The 21,337-nt window shown below is 73.6% G+C and carries 22 protein-coding genes; 12 read left to right on the forward strand and 10 right to left on the reverse strand.

Features of this window, described 5'->3' with window-relative positions; genetic code table 11:
• The first annotated feature begins 8 nt into the window (after positions 1-8).
• Positions 9-887: an NAD(P)-dependent oxidoreductase gene (locus Voc01_RS12220; RefSeq protein ID WP_203927481.1), complete on the forward strand. Its 879-nt coding sequence runs from the start codon at positions 9-11 to the stop codon at positions 885-887.
• Here Voc01_RS12220 and Voc01_RS12225 read toward each other — a convergent pair.
• Positions 872-1,834 carry an AEC family transporter gene (locus Voc01_RS12225; protein ID WP_203927482.1) on the reverse strand — a complete coding sequence of 321 codons (963 nt, stop codon included), beginning with the start codon at positions 1,832-1,834 and terminating at the stop codon, positions 872-874. The genes Voc01_RS12220 and Voc01_RS12225 overlap by 16 nt on opposite strands.
• An 85-nt stretch (positions 1,835-1,919) precedes the next feature.
• Here Voc01_RS12225 and Voc01_RS12230 point away from each other — a divergent pair, with 85 nt between their 5' ends.
• Complete coding sequence (locus Voc01_RS12230; RefSeq protein ID WP_239160130.1) at positions 1,920-2,738, forward strand: PHP domain-containing protein; 819 nt, start codon at positions 1,920-1,922, stop codon at positions 2,736-2,738.
• Positions 2,739-2,835: 97 nt separating this feature from the next.
• On the opposite strand, the gene Voc01_RS12235 is transcribed toward Voc01_RS12230, so the two are convergent.
• Complete coding sequence (locus Voc01_RS12235) at positions 2,836-3,171, reverse strand: winged helix-turn-helix transcriptional regulator (protein ID WP_203927484.1); 336 nt, start codon at positions 3,169-3,171, stop codon at positions 2,836-2,838.
• Positions 3,172-3,238: 67 nt separating this feature from the next.
• Here Voc01_RS12235 and Voc01_RS12240 point away from each other — a divergent pair, with 67 nt between their 5' ends.
• Entirely contained in the window at positions 3,239-3,700 is a 462-nt protein-coding gene (locus tag Voc01_RS12240) for a group II truncated hemoglobin (protein ID WP_203927485.1), read from the forward strand.
• Positions 3,701-3,850: 150 nt separating this feature from the next.
• On the forward strand, positions 3,851-5,836 hold the full coding sequence (locus Voc01_RS12245) for a CehA/McbA family metallohydrolase (protein ID WP_203927486.1): 1,986 nt from the start codon (positions 3,851-3,853) through the stop codon (positions 5,834-5,836).
• On the opposite strand, the gene Voc01_RS12250 is transcribed toward Voc01_RS12245, so the two are convergent.
• The 4 genes from Voc01_RS12250 to Voc01_RS12265 form a co-directional block, all read right to left on the reverse strand.
• Positions 5,833-6,321 carry a YflT domain-containing protein gene (locus Voc01_RS12250; protein ID WP_203927487.1) on the reverse strand — a complete coding sequence of 163 codons (489 nt, stop codon included), beginning with the start codon at positions 6,319-6,321 and terminating at the stop codon, positions 5,833-5,835. The two genes, Voc01_RS12245 and Voc01_RS12250, sit on opposite strands and share 4 nt — an antisense overlap.
• 109 nt (positions 6,322-6,430) lie before the next feature.
• Complete coding sequence (locus tag Voc01_RS12255) at positions 6,431-6,859, reverse strand: cupin domain-containing protein (protein WP_203927488.1); 429 nt, start codon at positions 6,857-6,859, stop codon at positions 6,431-6,433.
• Positions 6,856-7,512: a DinB family protein gene (locus Voc01_RS12260; RefSeq protein ID WP_203927489.1), complete on the reverse strand. Its 657-nt coding sequence runs from the start codon at positions 7,510-7,512 to the stop codon at positions 6,856-6,858. Before Voc01_RS12260 ends, Voc01_RS12255 begins: the two co-directional genes overlap by 4 nt.
• Positions 7,505-7,648, reverse strand: a complete 144-nt coding sequence (locus tag Voc01_RS12265) for a hypothetical protein (protein WP_203927490.1) — start codon at positions 7,646-7,648, stop codon at positions 7,505-7,507. The genes Voc01_RS12260 and Voc01_RS12265 overlap by 8 nt, the downstream gene beginning before the upstream one ends.
• Positions 7,649-7,861: 213 nt before the next feature.
• On the opposite strand from Voc01_RS12265, the gene Voc01_RS12270 reads away from it, so the two are divergent.
• Both Voc01_RS12270 and Voc01_RS12275 read left to right on the forward strand, forming a co-directional pair.
• Entirely contained in the window at positions 7,862-9,880 is a 2,019-nt protein-coding gene (locus Voc01_RS12270) for a hybrid sensor histidine kinase/response regulator (protein ID WP_203927491.1), read from the forward strand.
• On the forward strand, positions 9,877-12,513 hold the full coding sequence (locus tag Voc01_RS12275; protein ID WP_203927492.1) for a PAS domain-containing hybrid sensor histidine kinase/response regulator: 2,637 nt from the start codon (positions 9,877-9,879) through the stop codon (positions 12,511-12,513). The genes Voc01_RS12270 and Voc01_RS12275 overlap by 4 nt, the downstream gene beginning before the upstream one ends.
• On the opposite strand, the gene Voc01_RS12280 is transcribed toward Voc01_RS12275, so the two are convergent.
• Positions 12,463-13,686: an MFS transporter gene (locus tag Voc01_RS12280; RefSeq protein ID WP_203927493.1), complete on the reverse strand. Its 1,224-nt coding sequence runs from the start codon at positions 13,684-13,686 to the stop codon at positions 12,463-12,465. The genes Voc01_RS12275 and Voc01_RS12280 overlap by 51 nt on opposite strands.
• A gap of 69 nt (positions 13,687-13,755) precedes the next feature.
• Here Voc01_RS12280 and pdxR point away from each other — a divergent pair, with 69 nt between their 5' ends.
• From pdxR to Voc01_RS12305, 5 genes are read left to right on the forward strand one after another with little or no spacing between them, the layout of a single operon-like run.
• Positions 13,756-15,300 carry a MocR-like pyridoxine biosynthesis transcription factor PdxR gene (pdxR, locus tag Voc01_RS12285; RefSeq protein ID WP_203927494.1) on the forward strand — a complete coding sequence of 515 codons (1,545 nt, stop codon included), beginning with the start codon at positions 13,756-13,758 and terminating at the stop codon, positions 15,298-15,300.
• Entirely contained in the window at positions 15,297-15,692 is a 396-nt protein-coding gene (locus tag Voc01_RS12290; RefSeq protein ID WP_203927495.1) for a hypothetical protein, read from the forward strand. The genes pdxR and Voc01_RS12290 overlap by 4 nt, the downstream gene beginning before the upstream one ends.
• Positions 15,689-15,865, forward strand: a complete 177-nt coding sequence (locus Voc01_RS12295; RefSeq protein ID WP_203927496.1) for a hypothetical protein — start codon at positions 15,689-15,691, stop codon at positions 15,863-15,865. Before Voc01_RS12290 ends, Voc01_RS12295 begins: the two co-directional genes overlap by 4 nt.
• A gap of 13 nt (positions 15,866-15,878) precedes the next feature.
• Positions 15,879-16,553, forward strand: coding sequence for a response regulator transcription factor (locus Voc01_RS12300; protein ID WP_203927497.1), 675 nt, complete (start codon positions 15,879-15,881; stop codon positions 16,551-16,553).
• Positions 16,550-17,899 (forward strand): sensor histidine kinase, encoded by a 1,350-nt coding sequence (locus tag Voc01_RS12305; RefSeq protein WP_203927498.1) that lies wholly within the window; start codon positions 16,550-16,552, stop codon positions 17,897-17,899. Before Voc01_RS12300 ends, Voc01_RS12305 begins: the two co-directional genes overlap by 4 nt.
• On the opposite strand, the gene Voc01_RS12310 is transcribed toward Voc01_RS12305, so the two are convergent.
• On the reverse strand, positions 17,884-18,600 hold the full coding sequence (locus Voc01_RS12310) for a TetR/AcrR family transcriptional regulator (protein WP_203927499.1): 717 nt from the start codon (positions 18,598-18,600) through the stop codon (positions 17,884-17,886). The genes Voc01_RS12305 and Voc01_RS12310 overlap by 16 nt on opposite strands.
• Before the next feature lie 115 nt (positions 18,601-18,715).
• On the opposite strand from Voc01_RS12310, the gene Voc01_RS12315 reads away from it, so the two are divergent.
• Positions 18,716-19,630 (forward strand): NAD-dependent epimerase/dehydratase family protein, encoded by a 915-nt coding sequence (locus Voc01_RS12315; protein WP_203927500.1) that lies wholly within the window; start codon positions 18,716-18,718, stop codon positions 19,628-19,630.
• A gap of 106 nt (positions 19,631-19,736) precedes the next feature.
• Here Voc01_RS12315 and Voc01_RS12320 read toward each other — a convergent pair whose 3' ends face one another.
• Together Voc01_RS12320 and Voc01_RS12325 are read right to left on the reverse strand one after the other, a co-directional pair.
• Entirely contained in the window at positions 19,737-20,426 is a 690-nt protein-coding gene (locus Voc01_RS12320) for a tetratricopeptide repeat protein (RefSeq protein ID WP_203927501.1), read from the reverse strand.
• A gap of 23 nt (positions 20,427-20,449) precedes the next feature.
• Entirely contained in the window at positions 20,450-21,328 is an 879-nt protein-coding gene (locus Voc01_RS12325; protein ID WP_203927502.1) for a hypothetical protein, read from the reverse strand.
• Positions 21,329-21,337: the final 9 nt, after the last annotated feature.

Below are 21,337 nucleotides of genomic sequence, written 5' to 3' on the forward strand. Positions count from 1 at the left end.
GTGCGGCCATGACAGACACGGTCGCGGTCGTCGGTACCGGGAACATGGGCGCGGCGATGGTCGCGCGGTTGCGCGCTCACGGGCGTCCCGTCGTGGTCTTCAACCGCTCCCCCGACCGTGCCGCCGCCGTCGCGGCCCGCACCGGCGCGGAGGTCGCGACCTCCGCGCGGGAGGCCGCGGCGTCCGCCGGGGTCGTGCTGGTCTCGTTGGCGGACGACGCCGCGGTGGTCGCCGTGTACGGGGACCTCGTGAGCGGGCTGCGCCCCGGCACCGTCGTCGTGGAGACGAGCACGGTGAGCCCGCAGACCGTGCGTGCCCTCGCCGCACCCGTGCGCGACGCCGGTGCCGCGCTGCTCGACGGACCGGTGTCGGGAAGCGTGCCGGTGGTCGAGCGCGGCGAGCTGACGGTGCTCGTCGGCGGCGACGCGGCGGCGCTCGACACGGCGCGGCCGGCGCTCGACACGTTCGCGTCGACGGTGCTGCACCTCGGGCCGCTCGGTGCCGGCGCCACGATGAAGCTCGTCGTCAACGGTGTCGTCCATGCGCTCAACCAGGCCGTGTCGGAAGCGCTGGTGCTGGCCGAGAAGGCGGGCGTCGACCGGCACGCCGCGTACGGGGTGTTCACGTCCAGCGCCGTCGCGGCACCGTTCGTGCGGTACAAGCAGGCGGCGTTCGAGGACCCCGACGGCACGCCCGTGGCGTTCCGGCTCGACCTGGTGGCGAAGGACCTCGCGCTGCTGGCCGAGCTGGCCGCGGCGCACGGCGCCCGCATGGACCAGGCCGACACGAACCGCCGGCTGGTCGGGGAGGCGCTGGCGGCGGGCTTCGCCGACCGCGACATCAGCGCCATGGCCGCGTTCCTCCGCCGTTCCTACGACAGCGCGTGAGTCGCGAGGATCCAGGCCGGGCCCGTCACCACGAACGCGAGCGTCGACGCGACGATCGCGGCCGTGGTCTCGGCTTCCAGGGCCTTGTACCGCTGGGCGAACAGCAGCGCGTTCGAGCCGATCGGCAGCGCCGCGAACAGCACCGTGACCTCGAGCGCGATGCCACGCACGCCGGCCGCGTACGCCACGCCCAGCACCAGCGCGGGCATCAGAACCAGCTTCGCCGCGCCGAGCCACAGCGCCGGCCACCCGACGCCCGTGACGCCGTAGTGCGCCAGCGACAACCCGATCAGCACCAGGCAGACCGGCACGACGCCCTGGCCGAGCGTCTGCAGCACGTCGTCGACGGGGTCCGGTATCCGTAGGTTCGTGACGTTCCACACCAGCCCGACGATCACCGGCAGCACCACGGGGTGCAGCACGGTGCGCTTCGCGGTCGTGAACGCCGTCGACAGCACCGAGCCGCCGCGGGTGGTGTCGGCCCGGGCCAGGTCGAGCTCGACGAGAACGGTCAGGATCGTCAACAGCGTCAACGCGTGCACGCTGACGATCGCCACGTGTACGGCGAGGCCCTCGTCGCCGAAGATGCCGACGACGACCGGGATCCCGAGCTGGACGCTGTTGCTGAACGTCACCGAGATCGCGCGGATGCCGGGACCGGCGACGGGATCCTCCGGCGTGCGCCGGTACCGCTGCCACAGGTACACCACGAACAGCAGGCCGACCGTCGGCCCGAAGTAGACGAGGATGACCACCCACGGCAGGTCGCCGAGGTCGATGGTGGCGGTCAGCCGGAACAGCAGCGCCGGTGTCAGGATGTAGAACGCGACAGCGGTGAGCGCCTCCAGCGGCTGCTCGCCCCGGAGCAGCCGCGTGCGGCCGAACCCGTAGCCGATCGCGATGACGGCGAAGATCGCGGCGAGCCGCGCGATGATCACCGTCGTCACCGGGCCAGCCTACGAGGGGCCGGCGCGATCTTCAGTGATGCGGATCCTAGGTCCGGCGGTCCCCGGTCTGCGACGATCCCCGGTGATGCGGCCCAGCGACAACCACGTGCACTCCGAGTTCTCGTACGACACCGGTTACGGCACGTCGATGGAGGACTGCTGCCGGTGGGCCGTCGACGCGGGCGTTCCCGCGGTGGCGTTCACCGAGCACGTCGACTTCACGGTGTGGTCGGCCGACGATCCCGAGCAGGACCTGGCGCTGCCGCGGCGCGGTCACATCGACCCCCTCGACGTCGAGGGCTACCTCGCCGAGATCGACCGCTGCCGGTCGAAGTACCCCGACCTGCGCATCCTCACCGGCATCGAGGCCGGCGAGGCGCACCTGTTCGCCGGCAGCCTCGCCGACGTGCTCGGCCAGGGGCCGTTCGAGCGGGTGCTCGGCTCGCTGCACGCGGTGCCCGACGGTGGGGAGCTGTCGTGGCTGCACACCCTGTACATGCGGTACGAGCCCGACGAGGTCGTCAACATGTACTTCGAGGAGCTATTGCGGCTCGTCGAGGGCAGTGCCGCGTTCGAGGTGCTGGCGCACGCCGACCTTCCGCGCCGGTCGTGGTCGTCGTACACGTCGCGGCCGTACCGGGAGAAGGACTTCGAGGACGCCTACCGCACGGTGTTCCGGGCGCTGGCGTCCTCAGGCCGGGTGCTCGAGGTCAACACGCGCAGCCCGCTGGTGTCGTCGGACCTGCTGCGCTGGTGGCACGAGGAGGGCGGCGGCGCCGTCTCCTTCGGCAGCGACGCCCACCAGGCCTACCGGGTGGGCGCCCGCTTCGACGTGGCGGTCGACCTGGCCGAGGCGGCCGGCTTCCGTCCCGGCCGCGACCGCTACGACTTCTGGCGCCGCTAGAGGCTGGGCGGCCGGCGGAACCCCGATCCCGAAAGCTCCTCAGACCCCTCCGGGTCGGGCCTGTGCCCGCCGCCGGACCCGCGCGGCGCCCGGATCGCTACGGCGCGTCGATCGGGGTGCCCGTGCGTTCCGCGCGGGAGACGCCCCAGTCGTACAGGGCCTGCAGGACGGGTGCCAGGCTCCGACCCTCGTCGGTCAGGTGGTACTCGACGTGTGCGGGTTTCGCCGACCGCTCCACCCGTTCGACCAGCCCGGCCGAGGTCAGCTCCCGCAGGCGCTGCGCCAGCATCTTCTCCGTGATCCCCGGCATGCGACGGCGCAGCTCACCGTACCGGTGCACCCCCTCCTTCAGGTGGCTGAGGATCACCGGACGCCAGGTGCCGCCCACGACGTCGACGGCGAGCTCGACCGGGCAGTGGTAACGCTTGGTCACCCGCCCCACGGTACCTACCGGATGGTCAGTACTTGATCTTGTGGGCCGGGAGTGCTGCGCTGGACCCGTGACGACACCGACGTTGTACGAGTGGGCGGGCGGCACCGACGCCTTCGACGCGCTGTGCACCGCCTTCTACGAGCGGGCGGTCAAGGACGACCTGCTCGCCGACCTGTTCCGCCACATGGACCCCCAGCACGCCCACTACGTGGCCCTCTGGCTCGCCGAGGTGTTCGGCGGCCCGCCGGAGTACACCGAGGTCCGCGGCGGCTACCCGACGATGATGCGCCACCACCTCGGGCTCGCGATCACCGAGGAGCAGCGTCGCCGCTGGGTCAACCTGATGATGGACGCCGCCGACGCCGTCAACCTGCCCGACGACCCCGAGTTCCGGGCCGCGTTCGTCGGCTACGTCGAGTGGGGCACGCGGATCGCGTTGTCGAACTCGCAGGCGGAGGCCACACCCGTGCAGGAGGCGCCCGTCCCGCGCTGGGGCTGGGGGGTCGCCCCGCCGTACCAGCCGGGCTGAGCGGCGCCGTACCGGCCCGGGCTGAGCGGCGCCGTACCGGCCCGGGCTGAGAGCGCGGTGGCAGCCCGGGCTGAGGTCCGCCCCACCCGGCCGGGCAGGGACCCGCGGTACCACCGGGCCGAATGCACGCGCCCGTGCCAGAGTGGGCGGATGTGCTGCCAGGACGACGACGTACTGGACCTCCCCGCCGAAGCCGTCGAGGCGCTCGCGGGATACCGCCGCCGCCTCGCCGACCACGGGCCCGACTGGGGCGACGACCGCGTCCCGTTCTCGCGCTGGGCCGGCTTCCCCCTCATCGGCGCCGCCATCGCCGCCTGGTCCGGCGACTGGGCCGAGGCCGTCCGCGGCACGCTCGTCGCGCCACTTCCGCCCGGCGTCGTGGTCATCAATGTTGACGCACGTGAGGGCGTGACGGTCTCGTGCGGCGGGCCGGTCCCCGTGCTGGAGGGTGACACCGCCACCCTGCACGTCGTCGTGGATGCACAGGTTGATGCGGTAGTCGACATTGACGGCAGGCCGACCGCGGTCCACAGCGGAATGTTCGACCGCCTCCCGGTGGCCACCGCCGGCCCCACGCTGACCGTCGACGGGCGGACGTTCACGGTCACCGAGCCGCGGCCCAGGGCCGAGGTGCGGCTCACCACCGAGCGGTGTGCCCGCTGGTCGGTCGTCGACGCCGGGGGCACCGGGTGGTTCCCGCCAGGGGTCCCGCACAAGTGGGACTACCACGGCCGCCCCTTCTTCCACGGCCACGACGTCACCGTGCCGGTGCCGGCCGGCGTCCTCACGGTCACCTGCGGGCGCGGTCTCGAGTTCGGGACGGTGACGCACGCGGTCACCGCGACCACCGACGCGACCGCGACCGTCGTCGCGGACCCGCCGCGCCGCTTCGACCCGGCCGCCGACGGCTGGTACGGCGGCGACCTGCACGTGCACCTGAACTACAGCGGCGACCGGGTGACCGACCCCGCCGACGCGGCCCGCATGCAGCACGGCGAGGGCCTGCACCTGATGAACCTCGTGGCGGGCAACTGGACGACGTCGCTGATCTACGACCGCGACCTCTTCGAGCGCACCGCCGGCACCGACCTGCCCTGGTCGGACCACCACCACCGGGCGAGGATGGGGGTCGAGTACCGCAACGACCTGCTCGGCCACGTGCACGGCCTCGGCCCGCGACGCCCACCCCGGCGGTACCAGGCCGGCCACGAACGCTCCGACCACCCCGACGACTGGCCCCCGAACTCGGTCGCCTGCGGCGACCTCCGCGACGCGGGCGCCACCGTCGGCTACGCCCACCCGGCGGGGACGGACTTCCCCGACGACTGGAGCACCGACCGGTTCTTCGCCAACCCCCGCTCGGTGGAGGCCCGGGAGCTGGTCGCCGACGCGGCGCTGGGCCTGGTGGACTCCGTCGACGTCATCTCCCCGTTCGACCACGAGGGGGCCGCGTTCCTGTACCACCGGCTGCTCTCGTGCGGGCTGCGCCTGGCGGCCACCGCCGGCACCGACGTGTTCCTGTCGTTCTCCCGCACCCCGCTGGCGTCGAACCCGCCGGGCTGGGGGCGCGTCTACGCCCGGCTCGCCGGCGACCTGTCCGTACCCACGTTCCAGGACGCGATCCGGGCCGGCCGCACCATGGTGACCAACGGCCCCTGGCTGACCCTGGACGTGAACGGCCACGGCCCCGGAGCCGTGCTCGACCTGCCCGACCGGCAGAGCCGCCTCACGGTCACCGCCACCGTCACCGGTCCCGGAGTCGAGCGCCTGGCGATCGTCGGCGCTGACGGGGTCCACCTCGAACGGAGCGGTGAGAGCGAGGTCCGCGCGGACCTGACGCTCGACGGCCCGACCTGGATCGCCGCGATCGCGCGCGGCGGCGAACACCCCGACACGCTGGACGCCGGGGTGTACGCGCACACGTCACCCGTCTACGTTGACGTGACGGGCGAGCGGGTCGCCCGCCGGGCCGACGCCACCTGGTGCCTGGCGCTGCTCGACCGGCTCCAGGCCTTCGCCGCCGAGCACGGCCATTTCCACCCGGACACCCGCGACGAGCGCTACGCCGACCTGGTGACCGTGCTCGACGACGCCCGCGCCTACTACCGCGAGGTGCTGGCGCGGGCGGCCCGTTAGAGCGTCATCGCCAGACGGCCGAGGTGGTTGCGGGCATCCTCGACATGCTCGGCGTCGACGGCGACCGCGTACTGGCCGGCCGCGAGGTAGCTGCGCGAGGAGAAGTCACGCCGTCCGCCGGTCATCGCGTGCGCGATGGCGCCGAACGCCGCACCCCACAACGCGCCCACGACGACGGCCGTCAGCACCACGGCGATCCACGCCGAGTTGCTGAACAGGCCGAACAGCACACCGATGAACAGACCGAACCAGGCACCGCTGCCGGCGCCGGCGAGTGCCGCCCGCCCGGTGGTCAGCCGCCCGGTGACCTGCTCCACCAGCCGCAGCTCGGTGCCGACGATGGCGGTGTGCTCGACGGGGAAGCCGTTGTCGCTGAGGTAGTCGACGGCCCGCTGCGCCTGGGCGTAGTCGGGATAGGCCGCGACGGTGACGGTCGGCCGGGCGGCGCTCTGCACGGGAGGGGTGTTCTGCAGGGGTAGAGACATCGGAACCTCCAATTCCAGTTCCATCACTTCCCCGCCCACCTGGGAGCCAACCCCGGGGACCCTGTGAACCCGCTGCGAACGAGAGCCCGCCCCACGCGCGCGCGCCGAGTCAGCGCAGGGTGAAGTCGGCGTAGTCGAAGCCGGGCGCTACCACGCAGCTCACCAGCACCGGCTCGCCGCCCACCGGTTCCGCGCTCTGCCACACCCCGCCCGGCACCAGGACCTGCGGGCGCTGGCCGGCCACCACGTCCCCGCCCAGCAGGGTGGGCTCCGGGGTCCCCGGATCCGGCCCCGCCCCGCCCAGTACCAGTTCGAGCGGACCACCCGAGTGCCACAGCCACAGCTCGTCGGAGCGCACCACGTGCCAGCGCGACCGCTCCCCCGGGTGCAGCAGGAAGTAGATGCCGGTGGCCGCGCTGCGCGCGTCCGGGTAGCCGCCCGGTGTGAACGAGTGCGGCGACCGGTAGGTCTCCCGGAACCACCCACCCTCCGGATGCGGCTGGAGACCGAGCGCGGCGACGATCGGGCTGAGGGTCACGGGCGCCCCGGTTCGGCCAGGTCGCGCACGGCGTACCGGTGGTGCGCCCACTCCTCGCCGAACAGCACCCGCAGGCACTCCAGCGGGGTGCGCGCCGCGGGTGGCGGGAAGCCGGGGGCCGGATTCGGCTCGCCGGGGCGGGTCAGGTCGGCGGTGGTCGCGGTCGCCAGGTGGTCGCGCACCCGGCCCAGGCGTTCGGCGTGCAGGCGCGCGGCCTCGTCGAAGGTCAGGGGGACCGGCGGAGCCCAGCCGGTCACGAACGACGGCGGCAGGCCGGCCGGATGGAACGGGTCCGGCTCGCCGAGGACGGCGTGGCCGAACCAGGCGTCGACGACGAAGACGAGGTGGCACAGGGTCTCGGTGAGCGTCCACCCGCCGTCGACGGAGCGGTCGGCGAGCGGCGCGGCGCCTGTGAGCGTCCCCGCCCACAGTGACAGCACCACGGCGAGCGCGTCACGGGCACCGTCGGCGGTGGTGGGACGCAGCGCGAGACGCTCGGGGTGCCGCCGGTCGAGCTCGGCCTCGACGAGCGGCGCCACCTCGACCCCGTTGAGCGTGAGGCCGCTGATGACGCCGTCGACGTCGGCGTCGACGAGCAGCACGCCCCGCATGCGGACACCGCTGAAGTCGGCGTCCCTCAGCACCTCACCCATCGACGGGCTCGGTGTAGACGACGTCGTTCGTTCCGGCGCGGAAGTTGTCGAGCCAGCGCTGGACGCTCTCGGCGGTGACCCGCGCGAGCGTCTCGACGTGCCCGGTCTCGATGTCGTAGAGCTTGATGGCGACCATGTCCGCTCACTCCCTCGGTCTGCGGTGGTTCGAAACGCCTTCACCCACACGTCGAACCACCAGGCCCGAATACGACAGCGTGCACCAGAGATCTTCCCAGCCGGCACACCACGAGAAACATCGGCAACATCAGAGCAATTTGAGGTAATTGCCCGGAGCCAACCTTCAGACAGCGAAGAATGTCCACCAGGGGGACCAGCCGAGGAGGTGGTGATGGCGACCGTCCTGGTGGTCGACGACGTAGCCAGCAACCGGGAGATCGTCGGGACGCTGCTCGGCTACCGCGGCCACCGGGTACTGGAGGCGGGCGCCGCGGCCGAGGCCCTCACCGTGGCCCGGTGCGAGCGTCCCGACGTCATCGTCACCGACGTCCTGATGCCCGGGATGGACGGCTACGAGCTCGCCGCCGAGCTGCGCCGCGACCCCCTCACCGCCGCCACCGCGCTGATCTTCTACAGCGGCAACTACAGCGCCGACGAGCTGCACTCGATCATGCTGGAGAGCGGCGCCAGCCGGGTCGTGTCGAAGGCCGACGGGCCGCAGCACCTGCTGGAGGCCGTCGAGGAGGTGCTGGGCGCCGAGCGCAGCGAGGGCCGGGAGACGGCCGGCGACCTGGCCCACATCCGCCTCGTCAACACCAAGCTGGTGGAGAAGATCCACGAGCTCAACGTCAGCCAGCGCCACTTCCGGCTGATGGCCGAGGCCTCGCCGGTCGGCGTCCTGCTGGTCGACACCGACGCGAACCTGTCCTACTCGAACGAGCGGCTGCGCGCGATCGCGTTCGCCACGCCGGAACAGCTGGCCGGTCGCGGCTGGCTGCGCTGCTACCACCCCGACCAGCGCACCGAACTGCTCGCCGCGATCCTCGACGGCCGGCCCCTGCACCGCGAGGCGGCCGAACGGGTCCGGCTGATCGGGCCGGGGGACCGGGTCCGCTGGCTGAACACCCGCCTGCGGCTGGTCCGCGACGACCACGGCGCGCCGGCCGGCGCGGTCGGCATCGTCGACGACGTCACCGCGACGCTCGAGGCCGAGCAGCGGGCGATCGCCGAGCGCCAGCGCAAGGACGCCGACGCGCGCGCCCGGGTGAGCCAGCGGCTGGAGAGCCTGCGCCGCCTCGCCGGCGGCGTCGCCCACGACTTCAACAACCTCCTGGCCGCGATGCTGTCGTTCGGACAGTTCGTCGAGGAGGCGCTCACCGGTCAGCTCGAGGCCGGCACGTACGACGAGGAGGCGCTGCGCGCGGCGCTCGCCGACATCGGCCAGGTGCTGTCGGCGGCCGACCGCGCCCGCGGCCTGTCCCGCAAGCTCCAGCTGTTCGGCAGCCGCACGGCCCTGCAGCCCAGCGCCGTCGATCTCAACGCCGTCGTGGGCCCGGCCGCGGCGGCGCTCAGCGCACAGGTCGGTGCCGGGGTGACCGTCGACGTGCGGCTCGCGTCCGACGCGCGCGCGGCGCTGGTGGACGCCGACCAGGTGCTCCAGGTGTTCGGCGAGCTCACCGCGAACGCCCGCGACGCCATGCCCGAGGGCGGCCGGCTGACCATCGAGACCGCGAACGTGCCGACCGACCCCACCACGGCCGACGCCCGGGTGCGGCTGACCGTGCGCGACACCGGCGTCGGCATGCCCGAGGACGTGCGGGTGCACGCCGTGGAGCCGTTCTTCACCACCAAGCCCCGGGGCAAGGGCCAGGGGCTCGGTCTCGCCGCCGCGTACGGGGTCGCCGTCCAGGTCGGCGGAGACCTGGTGATCGAGTCGGAACCGGGCGCCGGCACGGCCGTCCACCTGATCCTGCGTGCGGCGCTGCCGTCGCCGACGCCGCCACCCGCACCGGCGCGGGCCGACAACGGACGGCCCGGCTGCGTCCTCGTGGTCGACGACGAGGAGCAGGTGCGCGAGGTCGTCGCGCGGATCCTGCGCCGCGCCGGCTACCGCGTGCTGGTGGCACCCGACGGACCGGCCGCGCTCGACCTCGCCGACCGGCACCACGACGAGATCGACTGCCTGCTCACCGACGTCGTGATGCCCCGCATGCTGGGCAGCGAGGTGGCCGACCGGATCACGGCCCGCTACCCGGCGATCCGCGTGCTGTTCATGTCGGGCTACGCCGACCCGATGCTCGACGGGCCGGGCCGGCTCGGTCCCGACGTGCACATCCTCGCCAAGCCGTTCCGGGACACCGAGCTGCTCGCGGCCATCGGGACGGTCGCCGCCCCCGCCGGGTCCCCGTGACGGACAGCCGGACCTGGCTCGCCGCGATCGTCGACAGCATCACCGACGCGGTCACCAGTACACGGCTCGACGGCACGATCGTCACCTGGAACCGGGCGGCCGAGGACCTGTACGGCTTCCCCGCGTCGGAGGCGATCGGCGCGGCGGCGGCCGACCTGCTGCCCGAGTGGGCGGACGACATCGGTGCCATGCTCGGCGCGGTCGCCGCCGGTCAGACGATCCGCTTCGGCGACGGCGAGCTGACCCGGCGCGACGGCACGACGATCTCGATCACGTTCATGGCGTCGCCGATCCGCGACGCCGACGGCACGGTGGTGGGGCAGGTGTCGGTCGCGGCCGACATCTCCGCCCACCGCCGCGCCGAGGAGCGGTTCCGGCAGCTGGTGAAGGGCGCGCCCGACGGGATGGTCATCGTCGACGCCGACGGCGTGATCGTGGAGGTCAACGCGCAGACCGAGCGGCTGTTCGGCTACCCCGCCGAGGACCTGGTGGGCCGGCCGGTCGAGCTGCTGGTGCCCGACCGGTTCCGGTCGACGCACGTCGGCCAGCGCAAGGCGTTCCTCGGCCGGCCGACCGTGCACGGCATGGGCGTCGGGCTGGCGATCTCCGGCCGGCGCCGCGACGGGTCGGAGTTCCCCATCGAGGTCAGCCTGGCGCCGCTGGACCTCGGTCCCGACAAGCTGGTCTCCGCGTCGGTGCGCGACGTGACCGACCGGCAGCGCGCCGAACTCGACCTCGCCCGCGCCCGCGACGAGGCGGTGGCGGCGGCCCAGCTGAAGTCGCAGTTCGTGGCGATGGTCAGCCACGAGATCCGGACCCCGATGAACGGCGTGCTCGGGCTGACCGACCTGCTGCTGGACACGCCGCTGGACCTGACCCAGCGGCGCTACGTGGAGACGATCGGCTCGTCGGGCCGTGCACTGTTGACGATCATCAACGACATCCTCGACTTCTCGAAGATGGAGTCGGGGAAGGTGGAGCTGGTCGACGCCGACCTCGACCTGCGCCGGCTCGTGGAGGAGGTCACCGGCGTCGCCGCGGAGCTGGCGCGGGACAAGGACCTGACGGTGAGCGGCTACTACCCGCCGACGCTGCCGCAGCTCGTGCGCGGCGACGCGGGACGGCTGCGGCAGGCGCTGCTGAACCTGGTGGGCAACGCGGTGAAGTTCACCCGCCGCGGGACGGTACTGGTCACGGCCGAGCCCGCCGCGGACGGCGCCGTGACGTTCGCGGTCACCGACACCGGGATCGGCATCGCGCCCGCCGACCTCGACCGGCTCCTCGAACCGTTCGCGCAGGGAGACGACCAGGCCGACCGGCGGTTCGGCGGCACCGGCCTGGGCCTGACGATCTGCCGCAGCCTCGTGGAGCTGATGGGCGGCCGGCTGGAGATCGACAGCGCGCCCGGCGAGGGCAGCCGGTTCTCCTTCACCGTGCCGTTCCCGCCCGCCTCCACCGACGGTGTCCCGATCGGGGGCGGCCTGGCCGGCCGGCGGATGCTCGTCGCCGACGGCAGCCCCGCGACGCTGCGCCTCATCGACGAGCACGCCCGCGCGTGGGGCATGACCTCGACGGCGTGCGCCGACAGCGCGTCCGCGCTGGCCGCGCTGCGCGCGGCGGCCGCGGCCGGCGAGCCGTACGACGTCGCGGTGCTCGACCAGTCGATGTTCGGCGCCGACGGCATGTCCGTCGTCGACGCGGTGATCGCCGAGCGGGGCCCCGGCCCGCCGCGCGTGATCGTGCTGACCTCCGGCGCGTACCTGTCCGACCTGGTGGCCAAGCGCACCGGCTCGGTCGACGTGCTGGCCCGCCCGGTGCGCCTGTCGGACCTGTACGACAGCCTCGTCCAGGACGGCCGTCGCCGCGCCGGGGCGACCCGGGGCACCGCGCCCCTGGCGCCGGCCGCCGCGACCGTGCTGGTGGCCGAGGACAACGAGGTCAACCAGCTGGTGGCCATCGGCACGCTGGCCGCCCTGGGCTACCGCTGCGACGTCGCCCGCAACGGCCTCGACGCGGTGCGGCTGGCCGGTTCCGGCACCTACGCGGCGGTGCTCATGGACTGCCAGATGCCCGAGATGGACGGCTACGCCGCCACGCGGGAGATCCGGCGCACCGGCCACCGGGTCCCGATCATCGCGATGACCGCGGGCGCCCTCAGCGAGGACCGCGACCGCTGCCTGGCCGCCGGCATGGACGACTTCGTCACCAAGCCCATCGACCGCGAGACGATGCGGACGGTGCTCGAGCGCTGGGTCCGGGCCCGACCCGTCGACCACCCGCGCCGGGATGTCCGCGACACCGTGGCCGGCCGGCTCGCCCTGCTGCGCAACCACCAGCCGCCCGCCGCCACCGACCTGGCCGGCCGTGTTCTCGCGGCGTTCCGCGAAGGTGTCCCCGAGCGCCTCGACGCGATGGCCGCCGCCCTACGGACGGGCGACGCCGAACCCCTGTGCCGCCACGCCCACGACCTCGTCGGGATGGCCGGACACCTCGGCACCGAGGATCTCGCCGCGCTGGCCCAGGACCTGCAGAAGGCCGCCCGCGACGGCGACCTCGCCACCGCCGGCGAGGTCGTCCACCACCTACGCGCCGAGTACGCCCGCGTAGCGGAGGCCCTGTCGGACCTCGCCTGACGCCCATCGCACCACGGGGCGTACCAGCAGGCCCGCCGCCAGGAACAGCCCGCCCAGCGCCAGCCAGCCGGCGAACCCCCAGCCGACCAGCACCGTCGTGACGACGACCGGTCCGAGCATGCGGGCGAGCTGCGGCGCCATCCCGTAGAAGCCCTGGTACTCCCCCTGCCGGTCGGCCGGCGCGAGCGCGAACCCGACCTCCCACGACGCCGCGCCGTGCATCATCTCGCCGAACACCTGCACGGCCGCCGCCGCCAGGAGCACACCCGCCGCGGCCCAGGGACCGAGCGCGCCGCCGCTGACCCCGTACACCACGCACGCGGCCAGCAGGACCCATCCGGCCAGCCCCGCGACCCGCGCCGCCGACCGGAGATCGTGGACCATCCGGGCCACCCGCACCTGGAACAGCACGACGGTCACCATGTTCAGCACCAGCACGAGCGCGGCGAGCACCGGCGGTGCCGACGTGCGCGAGACGATCCACAGCGGCAGGCCGAGGCTCAGCACCGGCATGTTGAGGTACATGACCGCATTGAGCAGAGTCAACACCGCGTACGGCCGGTCCCTCAACACCGTCAATCGCGGCCCCCGCACCGTCGCCACCCGTACCGACGGCAGCCGCCAGAGCACCAGCGCGGCCACGACGAAGCTCAGCGCGTCCAGGGCCAGGACCGTCAGGTACGCCGGCGCCGTGTCGACGGTGAGGGCCAGCCCGCCCGCGCCCGCGCCGACGGCGAGCCCGAGGTTGACGGTCGACTGCATGTACGCCCGCACCGCCACCCGCTCCGACGCCGGCACGAGCCCCGCCAGCAGCGCCTGCCGGGCCGCGCCCAGCCCGCCCTGCCCGGCCGCGTACAGGCAGGCGACCAGCACGAACAGCCAGTACGACCGCACCGCCAGGAACGCGGACAGCGCGCCGGCGGTCCACAGGGCCAGCACCACGGCGGTGCGCCGGGCGCCCCACCGGTCGGCCGCCACGCCGAGCGGCACCCCGGCGAGCATGCCGAGCGCCCAGGCCACCGTGAGCGCGATGCCCACCTGCGCCGCCGACAGCCCGACGACGCGGGTGAAGTACAGCGCCGACGTCGCGTAGAACGCTCCGTCCCCGATCGAGTTCGCGAGCTGGGCGAGGGCGAGCACGCGGGGCGGTCCGGGTGGCGGAAGGAGTCGCATGTACCCATCCCACCCGCCTACATTGGCTCATGGAAGTACCAATGGGCGGCACAACGATTGGGCCAATGGGTGGACGTCCACATCAACATTGACGGCCTCGGCGACCGTGCAACGCGCATCTACCGGCAGCTGCGCGCCGCGGTCCTCGACGGGCGCCTGCGCCCCGGCGACCGGCTGCCGCCCACCCGCGAGCTCGCCGCGAGCCTCGGCGTCGCGCGCAACACCGTCGCCGTCGCCTACGAACGCCTCACCGCCGAGGGCTTCCTCACCGCCCGCGTCGGCGCCGGCACGTACGTCGGCGCGGCGCCCGTCGCGAGCGCCGTCCGCCGGCCGGTTCCGGGCGTGCGTCCACAACCGGTATGGGACGCGCTACGGCGCGAAGAAAAACCGGAACGGAGACCGTACGGCTTCCCCGTCGGTACGCCGGACTCCACGCTCTTCCCCCTGGCCACCTGGCGCCGCCTGGTCTCGGCCGAGCTGCGCTCGGCCACCCTCGGCCGCGACGCCTACGCCGACGCCGCCGGCGAACCCGGGCTGCGCGCCGCGATCGCCCGGTACGTCGGTGTGTCCCGGTCGGTGCGCGCGGCGGCCGACGACGTGGTGGTCACTCAGGGGGCGCAGCAGGCCCTGGACCTGATCGGGCGGGTGCTCGTCGCACCCGGCGACACCGTGGCCGTGGAGGAGCCCGGCTACCCGCCGGCCCGCGACCTGTTCCGGGCGCTGGGTGCGCGGGTGGTGGGCGTGCCGGTCGACGGCGAGGGGCTGGTCGTCGACCGGCTGCCGTCGGCGGCCCGGCTGGTCTACGTGACGCCGTCGCACCAGTTCCCGCTCGGCACGCCGATGTCGCTGGCGCGGCGGGCCGCGCTGCTCGACTGGGTCGCGAGCCGCGACGCGGCCGTCATCGAGGACGACTACGACAGCGAGTTCCGGTTCTCCGACCGTCCGCTCGACCCGTTGCAGAGCCTCGACCGGTCCGGCCGCGTGATCTACGTGGGCACGTTCTCGAAGACGCTCCTGCCCGTTCTGCGGCTCGGGTACGCCGTCGCACCGCCGTCGCTCCTGCCCGCCCTGCGCACCGCCCGCCGCCTCACCGACTGGCACGGCGACGTCGTGGCCCAGGCGGCGCTGGCGAGGTTCATCGACTCGGGCGAGCTGTCCCGCCACGTCCGCCGGGCCAGCCGCGTCTACGCCGAACGCCACCGCCTGGTCACCGCGGCCCTCGCCGGGGACCTGTCGCGCTGGCTGACCCCGGTGCCGTCCGCCGCGGGTCTCCACGTGTGCGCCCTGTCCACCGTTCCCCTCGACGACGTGGTCGACCGGGCGGCCGCCGCGGGCGTCGCCGTGGAGCGCCTGGCGGCCTACCGGTCCGCTCCAGACGGCGGCCCCGCCGCGGACGGCCGCGCCTCATCCGACGGCCGCGACCCGGACGGCGCCGACCCGGCCGGCGCCGACCCGGACGGCCCTGCCGCGGACGGCCCGGCCGTCGACGGGCTCGTGCTCGGCTACGGAGCGACCCCCACCGACCTGATCGAACCGGGCCTGCGCGTGCTCGCCGGATGCTTCGCGGCGGCCACAGAGATTCCACACAGGACGGTGCCACGATCCCCGGCATGAGACCCCGTACCCGCCGGCTCGCCGTCCTCGGTATCGCCGCCGCCTTCGCCGTCACCCTCGCCACACCGGCGCTCGCCGACCCGAGCACCGATCCGAGCAGCGCTCCGGGTGGCGGTGAGCGGGCCGCGAAGGTCTGTGCCCGGCTCCCCCAGATCGAGGCCCGCGCCGACAAGGTCCTCGCCCGCCTGCAGGCCGGCGAGGACACGCCCGGATCGGTCGCCTTCACGAAGAAGCGGGCCGAGCGCGCCCGCGCCAACGGCAACACCGACCTCGCCACCGCGCTCGACAGCCGGGCCAAGGCCCGTCAGGACATGATCCCGGTGCTGCAGAAGAAGAAGGCCGGTCTGCCGAAGGCCAAGGAGTGGTGCGCCGCGCACGGGAACGGCAAGTGAGGGCGGCCGTCGTGGCGGTGCTGCTCGCGCTCGCCCTGACCGGCTGCGGCGACCCGGCACCGGAACCCGCCGCCCCGACCACCGGGGTGCAGGACGTCGAGGACGTGGAGAACATCGTGAACGACCTGGAGAGCGTCGTAGGCTCAGCTGAATCCGAGGTCGAGGCGAGCTAGAGGTCCCCACCCCATGTCCGGAACGGTGCTGATCGTCGACGACGACGCCGTGCTGCGTCGGTCGTTGGCGCGCGCCCTGCGGCTGTCCGGGTTCCGCACCGACGTCGCCGAGGGCGGGCTCGACGCGTTGGCCCGCATCGCCGCGGGCCGGCCCGACGTCGTCGTCCTCGACGTGTCGATGCCCGACCTCAGCGGCACCGAGGTCTGCCGGCGACTGCGCCGCGAGGGCAACGAGGTGCCGATCGTGATGCTGTCGGCGCTCGACGAGGCCGACGACCGCATCTCCGGTCTGCAGGCCGGCGCCGACGACTATCTGGTCAAGCCGTTCGTCACCGCCGAGCTCGAGCTGCGCCTGAGGGCGTTGCTGCGCCGGCGGCCACCGGCCACCGGCGTCCTCCGGGTGGGAGACCTGGTCGTCGACGCCGACGCGCGCACCGCCCGCCGCGGCGGCACCGACCTCGACCTCACCCGGCGCGAGTTCGACCTGCTGGAGGTGCTGGCCCGCAACCAGGGCGTGGTGCTCAGCCGCGACCGGCTGCTGGAGCTGGTGTGGGGCTACGACTTCGACGTGGGTACGAACGCGGTCGACACGTTCGTCAGCTACCTGCGCCGCAAGACCGAGGCGGGCGGCGCGGCGCGGCTGATCCACACGGTGCGGGGCATCGGGTTCCTGATGAGAGCCCGATGAGGCTCGCGACCCGGTTCGCGCTCGCCTGCGCGGGCACGGTGACACTGCTCGTCTTCCTGGCCGGCCTGGGTTTCCTGCGGCTGTCGCGCGACGACGTGATGGGCGAGCTCGACGCGCAGCTGCGCGCGCAGGCGACCCGGGTGCGGCCGCAGGCGGTGCGCGTGCTCAACCGGCCCGGTCCCCCGCAGCGTCCCGAGAACGGCTTCAACGTGCCGGGCGGGATCGCGGTGTACGGCAACGGCGGCTGGATGACCATCGGCGAGCACCCGCCGGTCGACCGGCTGCCGGCGAAGAAGACCGGGCCGCAGAACGTCGTCGGCGGCGGCCACCGGTGGCGGGCGGTCGCGGTCAACGTGCCGTCGGCCGACGGTCGGGGCGGGCGGCTGTGGGTGTTCGCGCCGGCCGGCGAGCCGCAGCGGCAGCTCGACCGGCTGCGGGTGCGGGTCGCGCTCGTCACCGGTCTCGCCATGGCCGTGTCGTCGCTGGTCGGCTGGCTGGTCGGCCGGGCCGCCACGCGTCCCCTGCGACGGTTGCAGGGGCGGCTCGCGGCGCTGTCGGGACGGCCGGCGATGCGCGTCGGCGGCGGGTCGGGCCTGCCCGAGATCGACGAGGTGGCCGCGGTCGTCGACAGCACCCTCGACCGCTACGACGGCCAGGTCGCGTTGACCAACCAGGCACTGCAGGCGGCGCGGTCGTTCGCCGCCACCGCCGCGCACGAGCTGCGGACCCCGCTCGCCGGCATCGGCACCAACCTCGAGGTGCTGCAGCGGCACACCGACATCGACCCGGCCGAGCGCGTCGAGGTCCTCACCGACCTGCTCGCCGAGCACCGGCGCGCGGTGGGCCTCCTGGCGATGCTGCGGATCCTCGCGCAGGGCGAACTGGTGACCCCGGAGCAGTTCGAGCGGATCGACCTGGCCGAGCTGCTCGACGGCGCGGTCGACGCCGCCCGCCGCAGGCACGCCGGGGCCACGATCACGTTGTCGGGTCCGGCCACGCTGCCGGTCACCGGCTGGCCCGACGGCCTGCGCTGCGTGGTCGACAACCTTCTCGACAACGCCGCGGTCCACGGTGCCGGTCCGGACGGAACCGCCACGGTGGCGGTGACCCTGACCCGGGACGCGACCCTCACCGTCGCCGACGGTGGCCCGGGCGTCCCCGCCGACCTGGGCCGGGCGGTGTTCCAACGGTTCACGAAGGCGCCCGGGAGCCCGGGCTCCGGGCTGGGGCTGACCCTGGTCGCCCAGCAGGTGTCGCTGCACGGTGGAACGATCGAGATCGGACCGCCGCCCGGCGGCCGGTTCACGGTGCGCCTGCACCCCCACAGCCTTCACAGTCCTATGTAGACCGCCTGCGCCCGCATCTGGTGTTCGAAGAACGCCTCCTTGTCACCGACGGCGTTCTCGAGCTGGCCGAACAGCTCGAAGCTCACGGTGCCGAACAGCTGGACCCACGCGCCCATGCCCCGGCTCACCGCGGCCGGCGGCGCGTCGGGGCACAGCCAGGTCGCGAGCTGCGCGAAGTTCTCCGCCGCCGGACCGGTGAGCGGTTCCTCGGCGGGGAAGCGCCCCTGTGACGCGGCGTCCTGGAGGATCCCGCCGAGCACCCGCGCCGCCCGTGTTGCCGCCGGGACGGTGTCGCTCGGTGCCCGGTAGCCCGGAACGGGGCTGCCGTAGATGAGCGCGTACTCGTGCGGCGCGGCCAGCGCCCAGTCGCGCACCGCGTGGCAGACGGCCATCCAGCGGGCGCTCAGCGCGTCCCACTCGAAGGCGCCCGCGGCCGCGGCCTTCCCGGCGGCCTCGACCACGCCCAGGTCGGCGGCCTCGACCGCGGCGCCGAGGCTGTTGTAGGCATCGAGGATCAGCGCGGTCAGCAGCTCGTCGCGGCTGGCGAAGTAGCGGTAGATCGCCGACGACACCACCCCGACATCGCGCGCCACCGCCCGGAGCGACAGGTTCGCGCCGTCGCTGGCGAGGTGACGCCGCGCGACCGTCTTGATCTCGTCGGTCATCTGCGCGCGGACGCGGGCCCGGATTCCGCTACTCATGCCGGCCATGGTCGCACAGGTCAGCGCCAAACAGAGAGCACTGCTCTTGACAACGCGGACGCAATGAGAGAGCATTGTTCTCAACAGAGAGCACTGCTCACAAACGGAGGTCGTCATGCACGTCGTCGTCGGAGCCGGAGCCATCGGTTCGTCCACCGCCGTCCAGCTCGCCGAGGCGGGCGAGCACGTCCGCGTCGTCACGCGCAGCGGGTCCGGCCCGGTCCACCCGGGCATCGAGCGGGTGGCGGCCGACGCCAGCGACCCGGCCGCGCTCACCCGCCTCAGCGCCGGCGCCACGGCGATCTACAACTGCGCCAACCCGCCGTACCACTCGTGGCCCACCGACTGGCCCCCGCTGGCCGGGTCGCTGCTGGCGGCGGCCGGGTCGAGCGGCGCACCGCTGGTGATCACCGGCAACCTGTACGTCTACGGCCCGGTCGACCGTCCGATGACGCCCGACATGCCGCTGGCCGCCCCCACGGTGAAGGGCCGGGTGCGGGTGAAGCTGTGGGAGGACGCGCTCGCCGCCCACCGGTCCGGCCGGATCTCCGGCGTCACCGAGGTGCGGGCGTCGGACTTCATCAGCCCGCGGCACTCGACGCTGGAGTTCGCGCTGGCCGCGCTGCGGGCCAACCGCACGGTGTGGCTGCCGGGCGAGATCGACCAGCCGCACACGTTCACCTACACCGGTGACGTCGCGAGAGCACTGATCGCGCTGGGCCGCGACGAGCGCGCCTGGGGTCGGGCGTGGCACGTCCCGTCCCCCGAGCCCATGACCCTGCGGGAGCTGGTCCGCCACACGGCGCGGGTGGGTGGCTTCGCCGAGCCCACCGTGCGCAGCCTTCCGGGCCCGGTCATGTACGCGAGCGGCTGGTTCAATCCGTTCATGAAGGAGATGCGGGAGATGTCCTACCAGTTCGACCGGCCGTTCATCCTCGACGCGTCCGAGACCGAGCGCGTGTTCGGCCTGAAGCCCACCGCCCTCGACGAGGCCCTGGCCGCCACGATCCGCGAACCCGTCACCACGTGACCCGCACCGGTCGCGGCCAGAGCCAGCGGCCAGCGCCCCGCCCGGGGCCACCGCCCGGACCGGCGGCGCTCACCCGGCGGCGCTCACCCCGCCGGCCCGGCGCGGCTCACCCGGCCGACTCGGCGCGGCTCAACCAGTCTTCGGCCTGTGCCACCCGCTGGGGGCGCAGGCCGGCGGCGCGTGTCTGGTCGAGTGCCACCCGCAGCACGCCGGCCGCCTCGGCCCGACGGCCGGCCATGAGCAGCGCCTGCCCCACCGCGAGCGTGCCGCTGGGAACCCACCGGGCGTCGCCGTGCTTCTCCCGCAGGTCCAGCGAGATGCGCAGGTGCCGCAGGGCCTCGTCGTACATCTTGCGGTCGACGAGGTGGTAGAAGCCGATGTGCCGGTGCAGCTCCGAACACGTGAGGAGGTCGCCGTGCTCCTCGGCCAGCGGCAGCGCCTCCCGGAACAGCCCGATCGCACCGGCGGAGTCGTGGCGCAGCACCTGCCGCACCAGCCCGACCCCGAACAGCGACGCGGCGACGCCCGCCCGGTCGTCCAGGGCGCGCCGCAGGTCCAGGGCCCGCTGGAACAACGCCTCCTCGGCATCCGGGTCCGACTCCCGCACCTGACCGTCCACAATGGACTCCAAGGCCCGCCAGTGCATCAGCCAGCCCTGCTGGTGCAGCACGGCGGCCTCCGCGGCCGGATCGGTGGCCGCGGCCTGCGCGTCGGCCAGCAGCCGCTGCGCCACGGAGAAGTCACCGGTACGGAACGCCGCCTCCGTCATCGCCTCGACGGCGTCATCCAGTGTCATGGATCAGAAGCGTAACCCGTCCCTCACCGGAGTTGCGGCGGCGGCCGGAACGGCCGCACCGTGCCCTCCGGGGTGACGGTCGGGAAGTTCGCCCACCGGGTGGGGTCGGGCCACCGGCCCTTGCTGAAGAAGGTGTCCTCCTGCCACGCCTCGGCGAACGCCTCGCTCGTGTAGTCGAGCCCGACGCCGGTGGCGAGCCGGTTGTTGCCGTAGTAGACGGTCAGCGCCAGGATCTGCCGCTTGACGGACGCCCACGCCGACCTCATCTTCCCGGCGTCGGTCCAGTCGGTGAACGCCTGGTCGAGGAGGTCGTAGATCCTCATGATGACCGCGTAGGTCTCGCTCGCGAAGCTCGCGTTGAGCCGCGCGACGCTGTTCGCGTACTCGATCATCGCGGTGCTGACGCGCAACGCCGTGAAGGCGAACGAGCCGGCGACGTTGAACTGCCGGGTGACCGCCTCCGCGTACGTCGCCGCCGCCGAGCCCGACCAGCCCGAGTTCCCGGACTCGCGCAGGTGGTCCTTCAGCGTGTCCGGCTCGATCGCGGTGCGGTACTTCACCAGCCGGGTGCGGACGCGCAGCCAGCGCTTGGCGTCCTCGAGCGCCTTGCGCGGCACGTCCAGAACGACGAGGAACCGCTTGGCCATCCGCTCGAAGTGCTCGTAGACCCACTTCATCCCGGCCCACACCCACTCGGCCGCCTGGAAGAACGCGTCCTTCGCCGTCTGCACCGCCCAGTCGCGCATCCGCTGGAAGTAGGTCCGCGTGGGTTCGCTGGTCTCCAGCAGCCACTTCCGGTGGTGCTCGACCTCGTCCCTGGCCCAGTCGGCGTCGGCCTGACCGGCACCGATCCGGCCCCAGATGCCGGTCTCCTCCGGGTCCTCCTTCGGGTTCGCGCTCACCGCGCACCG

The organism is Virgisporangium ochraceum (assembly GCF_016863655.1).
Taxonomy (GTDB): Bacteria; Actinomycetota; Actinomycetes; order Mycobacteriales; family Micromonosporaceae; genus Virgisporangium; species Virgisporangium ochraceum.